18 protein-coding genes and 2 pseudogenes are annotated in these 16679 nt (G+C 30.8%); 9 read left to right on the forward strand and 11 right to left on the reverse strand.

Features of this window, described 5'->3' with window-relative positions:
* Positions 1–161: 161 nt before the first annotated feature.
* From LG295_RS13880 to dmpI, 4 genes are read left to right on the forward strand one after another with little or no spacing between them, the layout of a single operon-like run.
* Positions 162–557 carry a MerR family transcriptional regulator gene (locus LG295_RS13880; protein WP_069819197.1) on the forward strand — a complete coding sequence of 132 codons (396 nt, stop codon included), beginning with the start codon at positions 162–164 and terminating at the stop codon, positions 555–557.
* 60 nt (positions 558–617) lie between these two features.
* The gene (locus LG295_RS13885) at positions 618–1364 is read left to right on the forward strand and encodes an SDR family oxidoreductase (protein WP_069828392.1); all 747 of its coding nucleotides are present in this window, start codon (positions 618–620) and stop codon (positions 1362–1364) included.
* Between the two features lie 24 nt (positions 1365–1388).
* Positions 1389–2486 carry a low temperature requirement protein A gene (locus LG295_RS13890; RefSeq protein WP_326027490.1) on the forward strand — a complete coding sequence of 366 codons (1098 nt, stop codon included), beginning with the start codon at positions 1389–1391 and terminating at the stop codon, positions 2484–2486.
* A 17-nt stretch (positions 2487–2503) separates the two neighbouring features.
* Positions 2504–2689 (forward strand): 4-oxalocrotonate tautomerase DmpI, encoded by a 186-nt coding sequence (gene dmpI, locus LG295_RS13895; RefSeq protein ID WP_069828390.1) that lies wholly within the window; start codon positions 2504–2506, stop codon positions 2687–2689.
* 111 nt (positions 2690–2800) lie between these two features.
* On the opposite strand, the gene LG295_RS13900 is transcribed toward dmpI, so the two are convergent.
* From LG295_RS13900 to cadC, 4 genes and pseudogenes are all read right to left on the reverse strand, one after another.
* Positions 2801–3403, reverse strand: a complete 603-nt coding sequence (locus LG295_RS13900; protein WP_326000910.1) for a recombinase family protein — start codon at positions 3401–3403, stop codon at positions 2801–2803.
* A gap of 322 nt (positions 3404–3725) precedes the next feature.
* Positions 3726–3836: pseudogene (locus tag LG295_RS13905) on the reverse strand (cadmium resistance transporter); the annotation flags it as partial.
* 99 nt (positions 3837–3935) lie between these two features.
* Entirely contained in the window at positions 3936–6353 is a 2418-nt protein-coding gene (locus LG295_RS13910) for a cadmium-translocating P-type ATPase CadA (protein WP_019467776.1), read from the reverse strand.
* Positions 6346–6714, reverse strand: coding sequence for a Cd(II)/Pb(II)/Zn(II)-sensing metalloregulatory transcriptional repressor CadC (gene cadC, locus LG295_RS13915; RefSeq protein WP_002510811.1), 369 nt, complete (start codon positions 6712–6714; stop codon positions 6346–6348). The genes LG295_RS13910 and cadC overlap by 8 nt, the downstream gene beginning before the upstream one ends.
* A 125-nt stretch (positions 6715–6839) precedes the next feature.
* On the opposite strand from cadC, the pseudogene LG295_RS13920 reads away from it, so the two are divergent.
* Positions 6840–7337: pseudogene (locus LG295_RS13920) on the forward strand (recombinase family protein); the annotation flags it as partial.
* A 306-nt stretch (positions 7338–7643) separates the two neighbouring features.
* Here LG295_RS13920 and arsC read toward each other — a convergent pair.
* The 6 genes from arsC to arsD are packed head-to-tail and all read right to left on the reverse strand — an operon-like array spanning position 7644 to position 13379.
* Positions 7644–8039, reverse strand: coding sequence for an arsenate reductase (thioredoxin) (gene arsC / locus LG295_RS13925; RefSeq protein ID WP_002509695.1), 396 nt, complete (start codon positions 8037–8039; stop codon positions 7644–7646).
* A gap of 17 nt (positions 8040–8056) precedes the next feature.
* Positions 8057–9349: an arsenite efflux transporter membrane subunit ArsB gene (arsB, locus tag LG295_RS13930; protein ID WP_210139595.1), complete on the reverse strand. Its 1293-nt coding sequence runs from the start codon at positions 9347–9349 to the stop codon at positions 8057–8059.
* Positions 9349–9663 (reverse strand): metalloregulator ArsR/SmtB family transcription factor, encoded by a 315-nt coding sequence (locus LG295_RS13935; RefSeq protein WP_002509693.1) that lies wholly within the window; start codon positions 9661–9663, stop codon positions 9349–9351. Before LG295_RS13935 ends, arsB begins: the two co-directional genes overlap by 1 nt.
* Positions 9660–11324, reverse strand: coding sequence for an FAD-dependent oxidoreductase (locus LG295_RS13940; RefSeq protein ID WP_046466206.1), 1665 nt, complete (start codon positions 11322–11324; stop codon positions 9660–9662). Before LG295_RS13940 ends, LG295_RS13935 begins: the two co-directional genes overlap by 4 nt.
* Positions 11324–13045 (reverse strand): arsenical pump-driving ATPase, encoded by a 1722-nt coding sequence (gene arsA, locus LG295_RS13945; RefSeq protein ID WP_173020196.1) that lies wholly within the window; start codon positions 13043–13045, stop codon positions 11324–11326. The genes LG295_RS13940 and arsA overlap by 1 nt, the downstream gene beginning before the upstream one ends.
* The gene (gene arsD / locus LG295_RS13950) at positions 13032–13379 is read right to left on the reverse strand and encodes an arsenite efflux transporter metallochaperone ArsD (protein WP_013730043.1); all 348 of its coding nucleotides are present in this window, start codon (positions 13377–13379) and stop codon (positions 13032–13034) included. The genes arsA and arsD overlap by 14 nt, the downstream gene beginning before the upstream one ends.
* A 281-nt stretch (positions 13380–13660) precedes the next feature.
* On the opposite strand from arsD, the gene LG295_RS13955 reads away from it, so the two are divergent.
* The 4 genes from LG295_RS13955 to LG295_RS13970 all read left to right on the forward strand — a co-directional run bounded on the left by LG295_RS13955 (position 13661) and on the right by LG295_RS13970 (position 15348).
* Positions 13661–13855, forward strand: coding sequence for a hypothetical protein (locus LG295_RS13955; RefSeq protein ID WP_123145478.1), 195 nt, complete (start codon positions 13661–13663; stop codon positions 13853–13855).
* A gap of 49 nt (positions 13856–13904) precedes the next feature.
* Entirely contained in the window at positions 13905–14225 is a 321-nt protein-coding gene (locus LG295_RS13960; RefSeq protein WP_404476940.1) for an ArsR/SmtB family transcription factor, read from the forward strand.
* Positions 14226–14315: 90 nt separating this feature from the next.
* A complete protein-coding gene (locus LG295_RS13965; RefSeq protein WP_404476943.1) occupies positions 14316–15200 on the forward strand; it encodes a permease in 885 nt (294 codons plus the stop codon).
* 13 nt (positions 15201–15213) lie between these two features.
* Complete coding sequence (locus LG295_RS13970) at positions 15214–15348, forward strand: hypothetical protein (protein WP_002509686.1); 135 nt, start codon at positions 15214–15216, stop codon at positions 15346–15348.
* A gap of 116 nt (positions 15349–15464) precedes the next feature.
* On the opposite strand, the gene LG295_RS13975 is transcribed toward LG295_RS13970, so the two are convergent.
* Positions 15465–16235, reverse strand: coding sequence for a DUF536 domain-containing protein (locus tag LG295_RS13975; RefSeq protein ID WP_208182363.1), 771 nt, complete (start codon positions 16233–16235; stop codon positions 15465–15467).
* Positions 16236–16679: the final 444 nt, after the last annotated feature.

Raw genomic sequence — 16679 nt, forward strand, 5'->3', positions numbered from 1 at the left:
TATGGTTAAGAAGATTTGTGTCAAAAAAGAAATAAGTTCAACTTTATTTCTTTTTCACTTTAACTGTCATTTTCAGCTTCATATTAAAATTAATTTCATATATTAATATTGTAATATTTCGAATGTTTTTGTTAAAGTAACTTTAAAGAGGGTGATGATTAATGTACTATACTCAAGATGTTGAAAAAATAGTGGGAATTAATAGTTCAGCAATGAGGTATTATGAAAAGGAAGGTATATTACCTATTGTGAAAAGAGACAAGAATGGAAATCGTACGTATACCGATGAAAATATAGAATGGTTGAAATTTATTAAATTGTTAAGGGCAACAGATATGGGGATTGAGGATATAAAGCATTATGTTTTTTTATTTAATCAAGGGCATTCTACGATAGAAAAAAGACGTGAAATTTTAAGTGAACACAAGGAAAGTATAAAAAATGAAATTAAAAGCAAGTTAGATTGTCTAGATCAGATTAACTATAAATTAGGTGTTTATGATGAATTATCACGTAATGTTAGTACAGATATTATAAACAAGGATTGCCTTATTTGACCTAAAGTACAGTTCAAGGTTTATCATTAATTATATATTTAATTAATGGAGGCGTATAATATGAATAATATAAAAGATAAAGTAATCCTTATAACGGGCGCATCAAGTGGTATAGGAAAAGCAACCGCCACATCATTAGCACAACAGGGCGCAAAATTAGTATTAGCAGCAAGAAACAATGAAAAGTTAAAAGAAATTTCAAAGGAATTGTCACAAGATAGTAATGAAGTTAAATATAAACAAACAGATGTGACAAATATTAAAGAAGTAAATGAATTAGCACAGTTTGCCATTGATAATTATGGAAGAATAGACGTCTTAATTAATAATGCTGGAGTTATGCCATTATCTTTAATGCATAATAAGAAGATAGATGAATGGAACTCAATGATTGATGTAAATATTAAAGGTGTTTTAAACGGTATTTATTCAGTTATTTCTGGAATGAGAAATCAAAATTCTGGTCATATCATAAATATATCTTCTGTAGCTGGACACTTAGTTACTCCTGGTAGTGCAGTATATAGTGGAACAAAATTTGCTGTAAGAGCTATTACAGAGGGATTACGTATGGAGGAATCATCTCAAAATAGTAATATTAGAGCTACTATTATTTGTCCTGGAGCTACTAATACTAATTTAACTCAAACGATTACTGATTCGGATGTAGAAGGTAATGTATCTTCTGTATATGAAACCACAATAGAACCTAATGATATGGCTAGAGCTATAGCATTTGCAATAAATGAGCCTTCTAATGTCGCTGTTAATGAACTTATTGTTAGACCTACAAATCAAGAATGGTAAATAAAATATCATTAGGAGTACAATATGAGTAAAAAAGAAGTTAGTATGTCAGAATTATTTTTTGATTTGATTTTTGTTTCAATACTTTCTCAAGTTAATCAAGCTACCGAGCACATGACGGATGGTATTTTATCAATTGAAAGTTTACTTAAAAATTTTATGCTTTTTCTTATCTTTGTAGCTATATGGGTATATAGAACATTATTAGTTAATAGATTTTTTAATAAGAAATGGTATCAATATGCATTTGTATTTATTGATATGTTTTTAATAATATTACTTTCAAAGGCTATTAATTCAGATTTTCAATCAACTTTCACACCCGGTGTTCTAATTACAATATTTCTATTTTTAAGTATTGCTACGCAATATATATTAAACTATATTATTAATAAAGAAAGGTTTGATATAAGACTCATTTTACCATATGTATTAAGTCTTATATTAGCATCTTTAATTTCAATTTTTGCTTTATTCATTAATGATAGCTCAAATGTTTTAATATTTTTAATTGCTGTAACAGTAGCATCTATAGTACCTTTGTTCTTTCAAAAGCAAGCAAAAAGATACCCAGTTTATTTTGATCATTTGAGTGAACGATTAAGTTTATTTGTAATATTGATGTTTGGTGAAGGTTTAATATTTATTGCAAGTGATATTAGTGTTTTCTCATTAAAACCAGTGTATATAGTAATGTTTGTGTTATTGGTATCTCTATTTATTTTATATACCTTGCACTATAAATACACAGAAAAAGAAGAAAAAAGAAGAACAGGTTTTTTCACTTTATATATACATTTATTCCTTCTATACTTTATAGATATAATGTTTTTAGTTATGAATGAAGAAATACAGCAAAATCATTTTTCTTCATTTAACTACCATTATTTATATATTATTTCTTTTGTAATATATTTAATTCTATTACTTTTTAATACTAAGCATTATAGTAATATTTTAAACTCTACCAAGGTTAAATTGAACACTATGGTAATAATTATATGTGTTGTATTAACGTCTATATTAAATAGCTTTATATTAATTAATATAACCTTTATATTTACCATTGTCATAGTTGTTTTTATTAATTATAAAGATAAAATAAAAAAAGAATTTATTTAGAAAAGAGGTTGACTATTATGCCAATTTTAAAACTAGAAACACTAGATTTAACAAAAGATCAAAAAAAGCAATTAGTTGAGGAATTAACAGAAACTGCTTCACGTATTACTGGAATCCCTAAAGAAGGATATTATGTTATTTTAAAAGAAAACAACTTAGATAACGTGGGTTCTGGAGGAAAATTATTAAGTGATCAAGAATAGTGTTTACGTTCTATCATTTAATATTAAAAAATAAATAAATAATACATTTCATAGATTTATCATTTCAAATATCTTATATAGAGTTAAAAAGGAACAAGCATAATTACACTATTATGCTTGTTCCTTTTTAATTCTATAAACAGTCTGTCTTGTAATATCTACTTCTTTCGCAATCTTACTAATAGAAATTCCTTGATCTAACATTTCTATAACTCGGTAATAGACCAAACGTTTTTGAGGATCTTTTGCATTTGGTGCATAAAGTACAGGTCTACCTTTATAGATGCCTTTTTCTTTCGCCACTTTAATACCCTGTGCTTGCCTACGCTTACTTTCATTTCTTTCTTGTTCTGAAATCATTGCTAAAATTTGAATAATTAAATCTTTCATGAACTTATCTAACAATGGATTTCCAATTGCTTCATTCATCATAGGCAAGCTTGTAATCATCAATTGGACTTCTTTTTCTTTTAAATAGTTAACAGTTTGAATAATCTCATCATAATTCCGGCCTAGACGATCAATAGACTCTACAATTAAACGATCTCCCATACGTACAAAACTTAGCGTTTCTTGAAAAGTAGGCCTATTTTCTATAGATTTACCTGATTGTTTTTCAGTAAATATTTTTTCAGCACCAAAGGACTGAAGATTTTCAATTTGTCTGTCTAAATTTTGATCAATAGTTGAAACTCTTGCATAACCAACAATCATTTTTACCCTCCTATTTTCATACACCCTAATCATACAAATAGAAACAGCATTTTACAAGCACTTTTCATTGTTCGATTAGGGTAGACCCTAAATAGACATTATATATGTATTGATATGCTTAGCTTGTCACTTTAGGAGTTATTTTGCACCTATTTTAATCGTTATTTTGCATTACAAGTTAATAAGGTTAGAGTCAGGAGGTATATAGAAGTCCAATTTCTCAGTTCTAAAATTAAGAAATTGGACTTCTATCGTGACTCCCAAAAGGCGGTCTTATATGTCAAACGAGCGCTGATTCTTATTAGAGAAAGCGTTCCGATTGTTAAAGAAATGAGAATAAAGCGTTAAATGTACCATTTTCAAACAATATATAAATCCCTAACCCAATGAATACAATAGGTACAATCCAACGTTCATATTTCTCAATTTTTTCCATCTCCAATATTTTATATTTTAGGGGTAGGACTTTTCTTCAAATTGAAAAGCCCCCCTTGAATTGCGCACAGCGTGACCTTACTATTCTGTTTTCTACCTATTTATCCTTCACTCTCATCAGTCGTAAACTATTTAATGCTACCAAAATAGTAGCTCCCATATCGGAAAGAATCGCTATCCAAAGGGTTAACCATCCCGGGATAACTAATAGTAAGGCAATTATTTTAATTCCGATAGCAAAAGTGATGTTAGCTTTAATGATATTTAAAGTTTTTCGACTGAGTCTTACTGCAAATGGAAGCTTACTTAAATCATCTCCCATTAATGCAATATCAGCTGTTTCAATTGCAGTATCCGTTCCAGCACCGCCCATTGCAATTCCAACAGTAGATGCAGCAAGTGCTGGAGCATCATTAACGCCATCGCCAATCATAGCTACATTATCATACTCCGATTGCATTTTTTTAATATAATCTAATTTATCCTGTGGCATCAATTCAGACTGAATATCAGAAACGCCTACATGTGTACCGATTGCATTTGCAGTACCTTGATTATCACCTGTCAGCATAATTGTTTGCTTGATACCTAACTGATGAAGTTTTTGAATCACATTTTTACTTGTTTCACGAACCTCATCTGCAACGGCAATTACGCCGAGAATTGTTTTTTCCGTTCCAATAATCATGGCTGTTTTTCCTTGGTTTTGTAGGATTTTCACATTGTTTTCAAACCCAAGGCTAAAATCGGAAACATTTAATTCCTTGAAAAGTTTTGGGCTTCCAATATAGTAAGTAGTTCCGTTTACAATCCCTTTTATACCTCGCCCAGTAATCGAAGTGAATTCTTCCACTTGTACATTAGAATAAGGGATATTATCTTGCTCTGCCTTTTTCATTATTGCTGAAGCAAGTGGATGTTGTGAACGATATTCTAAAGCTGTAATGGTAGAGAATAGCTCTTTTTCTTCCACTTGGTCATTTAATACTTCAAAATCTGTTACCACTGGTACACCTTTTGTCAGTGTTCCTGTTTTATCAAATGCGACTGTCTTAATGGCTCCTAATTTCTCGAGATAGACACCACCTTTAACCAACACACCTTTTTTCGCTGCATTTCCAATTGCCGAGACAATCGAGATTGGAGTAGAAATAACTAATGCACAAGGACATCCAACTACAAGAACTGCTAATCCTTGATAAACCCATGTATCCCAACTGCCACCAAAGAATAGGGGTGGAACGACTGCAACCAAGGCTGCAATAACCATAATGATCGGAGTGTAGTATTTCGCAAATTTATCAACGAATGCTTGGGCTGGAGCACGCTCCCCTTGTGCTTCTTCAACAAGATGAATAATCTTGGCAATGGTTGTATCTTCTACGTATTTGGTGATTTTTACTTCAATTAGTCCCTCTTCGTTAAGCGTACCTGCAAATACTTCGTCATCTACCGCTTTGGAGACGGGAACAGATTCTCCTGTTATAGCTGCCTGATTGACAGCCGACAAGCCATTCACAATGATTCCATCCATGGCAATTTTCTCCCCTGGTTTGACAATCATGATATCACCCACAGCGATATCGTCCACATGGATTATTATTTCCTGACCATTTCGTCTAACTAGTGCTTCTTTTGGGGCGATATCCATCAATGAACGTATGGATTGTCTTGCTCTGTCCATAGAGAAGCGTTCAAGTGCTTCACTGATTGCAAAGAGAATAACAACAATAGATGCCTCTGCCCATTCACCAATAATGGCAGCTCCAATAACGGCAACGGTCATCAGGGTTTTCATGTCGAAATCAAAGCGTATCAAATTTTGAAAACCGACTTTAAATAATGAATATCCGCCAATTACAATAGAACCTACAAATAACATGGAAGTTACGAGGTTATCTTCTCCATTTACAAAGTGAGAAAGGTAACCAAAAGCAATTAGTAGTGTGGCAAACAGCAATGTACTATGTTTTTTATAAAATGGTGTTTTCTCTTCTTTATGAGCCTTAGTGTCATCTTTAACCCTTTGTATCGTTTGATTCGCTAGTTTTTCAGGAGATACTTTTAGATTCTCAAAAGCACCTGCTTTTTCAAGTTCTTCAACCGATGCATTTCCATATACATCAATTTTAGAAGCGCCAAAGTTTACTTTTGCATCCTCAACTCCAGCTATTTGTTTTACATTTTTTTCAAACTTCCCCGCACAATTTGCGCAGGAAAATCCTTCCACACGGTAAACGTTTTTATCTTTAATTACCACAGGTTCTACCCGTCTTTTAGGTTTCTCTGGTGCCACTTTAAGATTTTCAAAAGCACCAGCCTTTTCTAGTTCTTCAACAGTTGCACTGCCGAAGACATCAATTTTTGAAGCTCCAAAATTTACTTTTGCGTCCTGAACGCCTGGAATCTTTTTAACATTTTTCTCAAACTTTCCTGCACAATTTGCACATGAAAATCCTTGGACCCGATAGACGTTCATTTCTTCTTCCATTAGTTTAACCTTTTGTTCAGACATTGACCTTCACTTCTTTCTTATGTGCTAGGGCGATCATCATTATCTGCCTGATATGTTCATCATCTAAAGAATAGAAAGCTAGTTTTCCTTCTTTTCTAAAGTTGACCACCCCTTGCTTATAAAGCGTACGTAAATGATGAGATGCATTTGCTATCGTAATACCTAAGATATTTGCTATATCACAAACACACAACTCTTCATCCTGACACAGAGCGTAAGTAATTTTTGCTCTATTTTCATCGGCAATAGCCTTTAACATTTGGCTAACACCAGAAATATCAACTGTTTGTAAATCCCCTTGTATTCGATTAACCTTTTCTTCGTCATAACAAAAAATTTCACAAGTATCTTTCTTTTTCATATTATCATCCCATCTTCATTCAAATATTTATTTGAATATATTATAACCATTTTCGACTCATCATGCAAGCAAATATTTGAATGAAAATAAAAGAAGTAAGTAGGGCATAAAATTCTAGTCTCAAAAACGAACAAAAAAAGAAAATCGAAACCCATACAAATGAAATTGTTGAAGAAATTCATGCTAATAATAAAAATAGAAATGAATTAGATGTTCTTTTAAGCAAGAAACTAGTGACGGGTGATAAGTTATATATTACGGATTTATGTATACTTGCAGATTCTACGAAGCATTTAGTAGATATATTAGATTATCTTTCACAAGAGGAAATATCTTTATATGTAATCAATTTAAATCGATATATTTATAAAGATATCAAAGGGGAATTTCTAGAAATATTACATAATATTACAGACTTTCAAAGTGACATCGTTAAATTTAGAACACGAGCAGGATTAGAAAATTACGCAAAAAAAGGAAAAACTTTAGGTAGACCCAAACGCGATGATAATAACCTTAGAGATGCTATTGAGATGTATATGAGCAAAAAATACACTTTAGATGAGATAAAAGAACAGACAAATATAAGTAGAGCAACCTTGTATCGTCATCTAGATAAATAAGAGGTGATGAACGTTGTTAAAACAAGATTTAGTGTATAATGTACTGTTATCGATTAGAGAAGAATAAAGTGTAGATTTTAAAACTTTAGATGTAAGCGAAAAAATTTTTTATTAGCACTTGAAAGCATAGCGAGGCAAGATTTAGCAAAAAATATAGAGTTATTCTACAATGGGTGTTTTCCTATATGTGGCACAACAATATATGCAGAACTAACAGAAAAAGGTAAGCAGCAAATATCATTATATAAAACAGAGGATAAGCACATATAACAATGCTTATCCTCTGTTTTTGAATTTTATATTAACTTAATTATCATAAAATTGCTTGATCTTTTGACCTATTTCATCTCTTACACGTTGAAATTCTGACCAAGATTTACCTGCCGGGTCATCAAAGCCCCAATGTTCTTTTTTTACATTAGGCGGGATGACTGGACAATTCTCATCAGCATCACTACAAAGTGTAACAACTAGGTCTGATTGTCTTAAAATTTTATTATCAATTAAATCAGAAGTATGGTTTGATATGTCAATATCCACTTCTTTCATAGCTTCTATCGCCTTAGGATTTACGCCATGCGTTTCGATACCTGCTGAGTAAACATTCCATTCTTCGCCGAGTATTTCTCTTCCCCAGCCCTCAGCCATTTGACTACGACAAGAATTACCAGTACATATAAAGTAAATTGTTTTCTTATCCATTTATTATTACCTCTCTTTTAAAAAATTATTAGTGTTAAATATAGACCTAATAGGGTTACAAATAAAACAGGGATTGTGATAATAATTCCGGTCTTAAAATAGGTTCCCCAAGAAATCTTGACACCTTTTTGAGTTAGTACGTGTAACCAAAGAAGTGTGGCTAACGAACCAATTGGTGTTATCTTAGGCCCCAAATCAGATCCGATAATATTCGCATAAATCATACCTTCTTTTAATATTCCTGTAGCACTCGATTGACCAATTGCTATTGCATCTATTAAAACGGTTGGCATGTTATTCATAATAGAGGATAGGAATGCAGCTACAAAGCCCATACCCATAATGCTGCTAAATAAGCCATAACTTGAAATGTTTGTTAGTACATCACCAAGAAGTGTTGTAATGCCCACGTTTTTCAAACCAAATACGACGAGATACATACCAATAGAGAATAAAACAATATTCCATGGCGCACCTTTAATTACTTGTTTCGTATGCACGGCTTTAGATTTACGCGCTAATAATACAAATATTAAAACAATGATACCAGCAATAATGGATACTGGAATATTTATAAACTCACTTATTAAATAACCAATGAGTAATATACCAAGTACGATCCACGAGATGTTAAAAAGTTTTTTATCTTTAATCGCTTCTCTTGGTTCTCTAATGTTTACTGCATTAAATGTTTTTGGAATAGACTTTCTAAAATATAACCATAAAACAAGAATACTTGCGATCAATGAGAATATATTAGGTATAATCATTTTACTGAAGTATTCAATAAATCCAATATCGAAATAATCTGCGGAAACAATATTAACTAAATTACTGACAATGAGCGGTAATGATGTAGAATCAGCTATAAAACCACTAGCAATAATAAATGGAAATATCGCTTTTTTATCAAATCCTAAACTACGAACCATAGCTAAAACAATAGGAGTAAGTATTAAAGCTGCTCCATCATTTGCGAAGAAAGCTGCTACAACTGAACCTAATAGCATGATAAAGATAAACATTTTCAATCCGCTACCTTTTGATGCTCTCACCATATGTATAGCAGACCATTCAAAGAAGCCAATTTCATCTAATATGAGTGAAATAAGAATAACTGCAACAAAAGTTAAGGTCGCATTCCAAACAATTCCAGTAACTTCTAGTACGTCTGAAAAGCTTACAACCCCAGTGATTATAGCAACTACAGCACCAATTAATGCAGTAATACCAATATCTAGACCTTTAGGTTGCCATATAACAAAAATTAACGTTAATACAAATATTGTGATTGCTAATATCGTCATCATTAACACTCACCTTTCTCTACTGTTTCACATATACATGGGACAGTACTGGAACTCAATAGAGTCAGTCGTGATGTAACGTCATCCAATACGTCATGATTCAATTTGTATAAATTTTTATTACCATCTTTTCTGGATGTAATTAAATTATTGTCTTTTAATACTTTCATATGATGACTTAATGTGGGTTGAGAAAAAGAAAAATGCTCTAATAAATCACAAGCGCATAATTCACCACAAGATAACAAATCTAATATTTCAAGACGGCTACTATCAGCAATCACTTTCAAGTATTGTGATATCTCATTATAATTCAATTTTTCTTCTCCCTTTCTACTTGAAATCTTTTATATCGTTGATAATTTTTATTGCCACCTGATAAATTATATACTTGTTTAAAGCCTAAATTAATAAGTACGTTTTGTGCAGCATTACCAGTAGTACCTTTATTACAATAAGTCACGATTGTTTGATTTTCATCTAACGTTTTTGCATAACTTCTCAACGTTTTCAATGGGACGTTAATCGCTCCATCAACATGATCAACTTCAAATTGCTTTGGAGAACGTACATCTAAAATCAATAAATCATTTTTTTGTTTTACGACTTCTTCAGGCGTTATAATTTTACGTCCCCGAGTAATATTGTGACCAATCATCCCTGTATAAATAACAGGATCTTTAGTTGTAGAAAAAGGAGGTGCATATGCTAAATCTAAATGAAATAAATCTTCTGCTTTGGCACCAAATGTTATAGCAGTAGCTAGTACATCAATTCTCTTGTCTACGCCCTCATACCCAACTATTTGCGCACCAAGTAATTTAGAATTATTTTTATCAAATATAGCTTTAATTACCATTTCTTGACCTTGCATATATTCTGGACGATTCGGTTTCACATTGTGTAATACATCAATATCAATTTCTAACTCAACAGCTTCTTTTTCGGTTAAACCTGTCTGGGCAATTGTCATATCAAAGATACGGACAATGCCTGTGCCTAAAATGCCTTTATGTTCTAGATTTCCACCAGTTAATCGATCTCCTAAAATACGACCCATTTTATTTGCTGTAGAACCTAGCGGTCTATATATAGGATTACCAGTAATTAAATTATAACTTTCTGCTGCATCACCAATTGCATATATATGAGGAATATTTGTTTCCAAATACTTATTGGTTTGTATTGCTCCAGATTCTCCAATATTAATACCAATTTCTTTAGCTAATTTAGTATTTGGTGTGACACCAATCCCAATAATGATTAAGTCTGTATCAATTAATTCGCCAGTTTTTAAGCTGACTCTATTTATCGTATGATTCTCATCATAATCAATAATGTCAATTTCATTATAGGTATATACGTTAGCTTTATCTTCAATATATTCTTGAATCATAAAACTCATATCGTAGTCTAAATGAGGCATAAAAGTGTTACGTTGAACAATTGAAGTGTTGTAATTAGATAATTGTTCTAACATCTCTAAACCAATAAATCCACCGCCAACGATTGTTATATTCTGAACATCATGGTCATTAATATAATTATAAATTGCTTTGGCATCATTAATATTTTTAACTTTAAACACATTATTATATTCTTCGCTATTTAATTGAGGGAGTTCTTTAGGCGATGAACCTGTTGCTAATACTAATTCGTCATATTTTTGAATCATCTTTTCATCATTTACTAAATTAGTAACTGTTATTGTTTGATCACTATCATTTATCTTATTCACTTCATATTCTGTATAAATATCTATATTAAAGCGTTCTTTAAACCATTTAGCATTTCGTGGCGTGAGTTCATCAATATCAGATACATTACCTCCTATATAGTAGGGGATACCACATACGGAATACGAAATATCACTACCTTTATCAAAAACGGTAATTTCAACATCTTCACTATTTCTTCTTGCTTTAGCCGCGACACTCGTACCGGCAGCAACTGAACCAATGATAACAATTTTTTTCATTATTCTAACCCTCCATAAGGTATGACAAAGTAATTATTAAGACTTTCATTTTTAATCTTGTTTATCCAAATCGATTCATCTTCTTTTTTGTTACTAAAAAGGTCATCACGTTGATTTAGCGTAACTAATGATTGATTAACGACCCACCAATTATGTCCTATATCGGCTCTATTTAAATCTTCTACTAAACGTTTAGATTCTAAATAAGGTGTTTTTTCTGCTAGTGTTACGATTATCATCTGTGTTAAATCTTGATTTTGAATTTTAGGTAATAACGTTTCAACATTACTGGTAGTTTGAGTTGATTTTTTCTTTAGTTCTTTATGGTGATTTTCACTAGAATCAAGTAACAACAAGGTATGGCCTGTAGGAGCTGTATCTACAATTACGTAATCCATGTCTTCTTGATTCTCCATAATGTCACTAAAGGCTTTGAAAAATGCTATTTCTTCTGTACAAGGTGATTTTAAATCTTCCATAATATAATCAATATCGTCTTGTGGTGTATCATCATTCACTGTGGCTAATATTTCTTTTTTATACTTTTCTAATGCTTGTTCTTCATCAATATAAGCAGTATTTAAATTACTTGTGGTTTCAACATTAATTTCTTTAGTAGGGTCAGTCGTTGCTAAAAGAATACGATGTCCTTTATTAGATAATTCTGTAGCTAATTGCGTTGCTACTGTCGTTTTACCAACGCCACCTTTTCCCATTGTAAATAAATATTGAACTTTACTATTTTCAATTTCATCTATTAATTTATTGAATTGCGGATGATCTTCAACAATAAAGTCATCATTTTCAATTAAGTTATCATCATTTAATAGATTAGTTAAACTTTCTATACCTTCTTCTTTCTGCTTTTTATATGGAACGTAATAAGCATGATTGTTATTTAACCATTCAGTAAAATGATTAATGTTTTTATCTTGTTCTGATTTCATCTGACTCGAAATTAAACCGTGACTTTCTTCTATATAGTTGTTAATGACTACTTTGAATTTAGAAATTGATAGTTGTTGTAATTCTTGTTGCGCTCTTTGAATTTCATATATAGAAGAGTGGTTAGGTTTCGCAACTAAGATCATGGTCGTATCGTCTTGGTTACGTAGTTTTTCAAGTGCTGAATTATATTTACCTCTATTTTCATTTAAACCCGATAATTGACCTAAGCAAGAAGCGTCATTACTCGTTGTATTTAAATAATCTGTCCATGCAGAAGGTAATTCAAGCATTCTCAAGGTGTGACCTGTTGGAGCTGTATCAAATATAATGAAATCAAATTCTTGTTCTAAAGTTTTATCGGATAAAAAATTTGTAAATTCATTAAATGCTGCTACTTCAACTGTACACGAACCACTTAACTGTTCTTTCATCTCAGAAAGCACATCTTCTGGTAGAATACCCTCATAAGGTTCTATAGCTTGTGCTTTATAATCGTCTGCAGCAGCAATCGGGTCAAAATTGGCTATAGAGAGATTAGGTATAGGTTGATATGTAGTTAATTTATTAGATAATTCCATTTGAAATACATCTTGTAAATTACTAGCTGGATCAGTACTTACTAAAGCTACTTTCTTTCCATTCTCTGCTAAGTTTAAAGCAATAGAACTTGATATCGTCGTTTTGCCTACGCCACCTTTACCAGTAAAAAACAAATATTTTGTTAACTCAACATTATCTAAATTCAATTTATTTAAGTATTTAACAGCATCCATCTCCACCACAGCATCCTCCATTTCTCATCTGATTAACCGTAATAATTTCATCGGCTTCTTCTTGGGTAATATAAGTACCCGTTTTAGCTATATTGCCTTCTATAAAAGTGATTGGTAAAACTTCATTACCTTTTTCTTGAATTAAACGAATAGCTTCTTTATTTTTAATAAATTCATTCGGATTATTACTCATATTATAACGTTGAACTTCTATTTGATTTTGTTTTAAATATTCATTGATTTGGTTCGTCTTTATTAGTGTTTCATCCGGTTCTGGACCACATACGCCAGTAGAACAGCACATAGCTTCTTCGTATATTTCAATATTTAACATTATACTCACCTCATTAATTATTTTACTACCATAGATTAGCATCTATATAGATTAGTGTCTATGTATTGATTTGAGTTTTAAAAATTTCACTAAATTTAATTCTTAATAATACAATTTATGAAGAAATTATTTTAATATTTCTGTGAGAAATACCTAAGTTTATGTAAAATTATAGGTTTTTTCTTGCGATAATATATATATTGATTTATATTTAATATATCAAAAAAAATTGATGTATTAAATGGTATAAAACTACTTTGACAATAAGGAGGTGTGCTTGATTGCGAGTAAACCATGCAAGTACTTTAACTGTTGGTTACTTTGTAAGTTATTTAAATCTTGTTATGGTATCAAGAGAAGTCACTTTAAAAGAAGCTACAATATATATGGAGAAGGAGTTCTTTAAAGGTAATATTCATCAGTATGGTGAATCAACAGAAAATAACTACAAACAAGCAATACAAGAATTGAAATAAAGATAATATAAACTCTAATCAAATATTATAAAAAAGAGGTGTTCTTTTTATGGAAGTTATTAAAGCAAAAACTGATATGAATGAAGATCAACAATTAGATTTTTATGAAAACATGTTTAATGCACTTGCCGACAAAAACAGATTGAAAATACTAAATCAAATTAGTCAGAGTTCTAATAAATCATTATGTGTGTGTGATTTAGAAGCGTTATTAGATTTAAAACAATCTAAAATTTCTTATCATTTAAAAAAATTAGTAAGTGCACAGATTTTAATACCTGAAAAACACGGTACTTGGAACTACTACAAAATCAATGAAGCACAAATTCAAGTTGTATTAACTGAAGATACTTGCTGTAAAATATTATAGGATTTATCTTCTTACACATCATATTAATCAACTTTTTTTAATTTATATATCAAAAAAAGTTGATTAAATAAATTCAGAGGAGTTATGCTAATGACAGATTCAATCATCGAATTCATAAAAACATTTTTAATGTTATTTTTTGAATTGTTAGCATTATTTATAGTTGTAAGTTTTATTGTAAGTCTAATTCAACAAGTAGTATCAGAAGATAAAATACAAAAGCTTTTAAGCAAACCAAATAAAGCAACCAACTATGTATTAGGAATGATTTTTGGTGCTATTACACCATTTTGTTCTTGTTCCACTATTCCTATTCTTGCCGGATTATTAAACTCAAAAGTTCCATTTGGTCCAGCTATGAGTTTCTTAATCGCTTCCCCACTCATGAATCCACTCATGATATTTATGCTTTGGCTTCTATTAGGTTGGAAAGTTGCTGTTGTTTATTTTGTTGTATTAGCGATATTCAGCATTTTAACTGGCCTTGTTTTTTCAAAAGTGAATTTAGCAGAGAGTTATAAAGGCGTTAATGTCAAAGGTGATGGATTTTTCACTAATAAATCAGGATCTCGTGTTAAGCAAGCGCTAAATGATGCTTGGGCTTTCCTATATCCAATGTTACCTTATTTAATTATTGGTGTATTTATCGGTGCATTTATTTATGGATTTATTCCAGAAAGCTTTATAACACAATATGCGAGTGGCGATAGTATTATCTCTGTTATTATTGCTTCTGTTATTGGTATACCTATGTATATTAGACCAGAAACAATGCTTCCTATAGCTGAAGCTTTAGTATCTAAAGGTATGTCACTGGGAACAGTCGTAGCATTAATTATAGGTGGCGCAGGAGCAAGTATTCCTGAAGTTGTATTGTTATCTAAATTATTTAAAAAGAAATTTGTAATATCTTTTGTTATAGCAATTTTAGTCGTAGCTATTGCTACTGGTCTAATTGTTAACTTAATCATTTAAGGAGGTGAAGTAAATGGGTATCAAAGACGCATTAAAAAAATTAAAACCTCAAGAACAGTCATGTTGTTCAGTTGAAATTGAAGAGAAAACAGACAAAAAAGACGAAAATAATGAGAAAAAAGAAAATGGTAATAAAAATTGTTGCTAACATTAAAAAAGTTCTGTTTGATTTTGCATTTATTAACATAATCGATGATTATCAGAAGTTTTCACTATATAAAAGGCACTAAAAGGTGATAACCTTTTAGTGCCTAATTAATTATATTAACTACCAAACAAACGACTCCAAAACCCCTTTTTAGGTGGTTCTGCTTCCCTATCATCAGGCCCACTCTCTATTCCTTCAGGTGGTTTATCATCTTTCGCTAATACTTCTTCGTTTGTACTGTCATCCTTTTTCTTTTCAGTTATATCCTTATGATTTACTTCTGCTTTTGTTGGTTGGCTTTTCTTTTGTTGCTGGTTGATATTTTGAGATTCTTCAGTAAAAGTTGCTTCTTGCGGATTAACGTTTTGTCTATCATTAGTCGCTGTATCAAAAGAATAATTAAGCTGTCTTTCTTCTTCTAATTGGTTTTCTAGTTTTTGAATCTTTTTATTACTTTCTAAAGCTAATATTTGTTGATTCTCCAACAGTTTATTTAATGTATTAACATTGCTATTTTGTTGATCTAGTTGTTTAGTTAGATTCTCAATATATTTTTCATCATTTTTAGCTCTAGTTTCAAAGATTTCTATTTGCTTTTCTAATTCATTTGCTTTTGTTTTTAATGTCTCAGAACTATTTGAATTATTATATATATGCTTTTCAACTTCTGCATTATTTTCATCAAACATTTCTTTTTTTACTGATTCTTTATTTTGCGTTGTACTTTCTTTCTTAGTGATTTTTTCTATAATTTTCAAACAATCATTATCATTAATATAATTAATTCCATTTTCTTTTTCAAAAGATATATTTAAGCTTTTAGCATTATTAACAATAGTTTGTTTAGTTACATCCAATTCATCAGCAACCATTTTAATAGTTTTCATAACATCCACCCTTAGGTACCTAATTTAGTACCTAAATTTTACCACCTAACAAATATTTTTTCATCTTTTACCGCCTAAATTTACTACCTATTTTACTACCTAAGCGCCTAATTAGGTGCCTATAAGATATTTTCAGTGCCTAATTAGTCACCTAATTAATAAATTCTATCATTTTGAGGTTATAATTTACTTTTAACTACACTTAAAACGCTTTATATACGACCTTAAAAGTGTTAATATTACTTTAATGAATATTAAAAGAGTCGATGCTACGCCAATAGCATCGACTCTCGGTAATAAAACGATTCGCATTCGTTTGTTTATATATTTTTTGATACTTGTATTATATATATCTAATCATCTAAGTGCAAGCACAAAACATATAACTTACGTAAAAATTGTTTTATTACCTCAATCCAAAAAAGTGGAAATGAGGTTTTTATT

It is taken from the genome of Staphylococcus pseudoxylosus (genome assembly GCF_044794325.1).
In the GTDB taxonomy this organism is placed as follows: domain Bacteria; phylum Bacillota; class Bacilli; order Staphylococcales; family Staphylococcaceae; genus Staphylococcus; species Staphylococcus pseudoxylosus.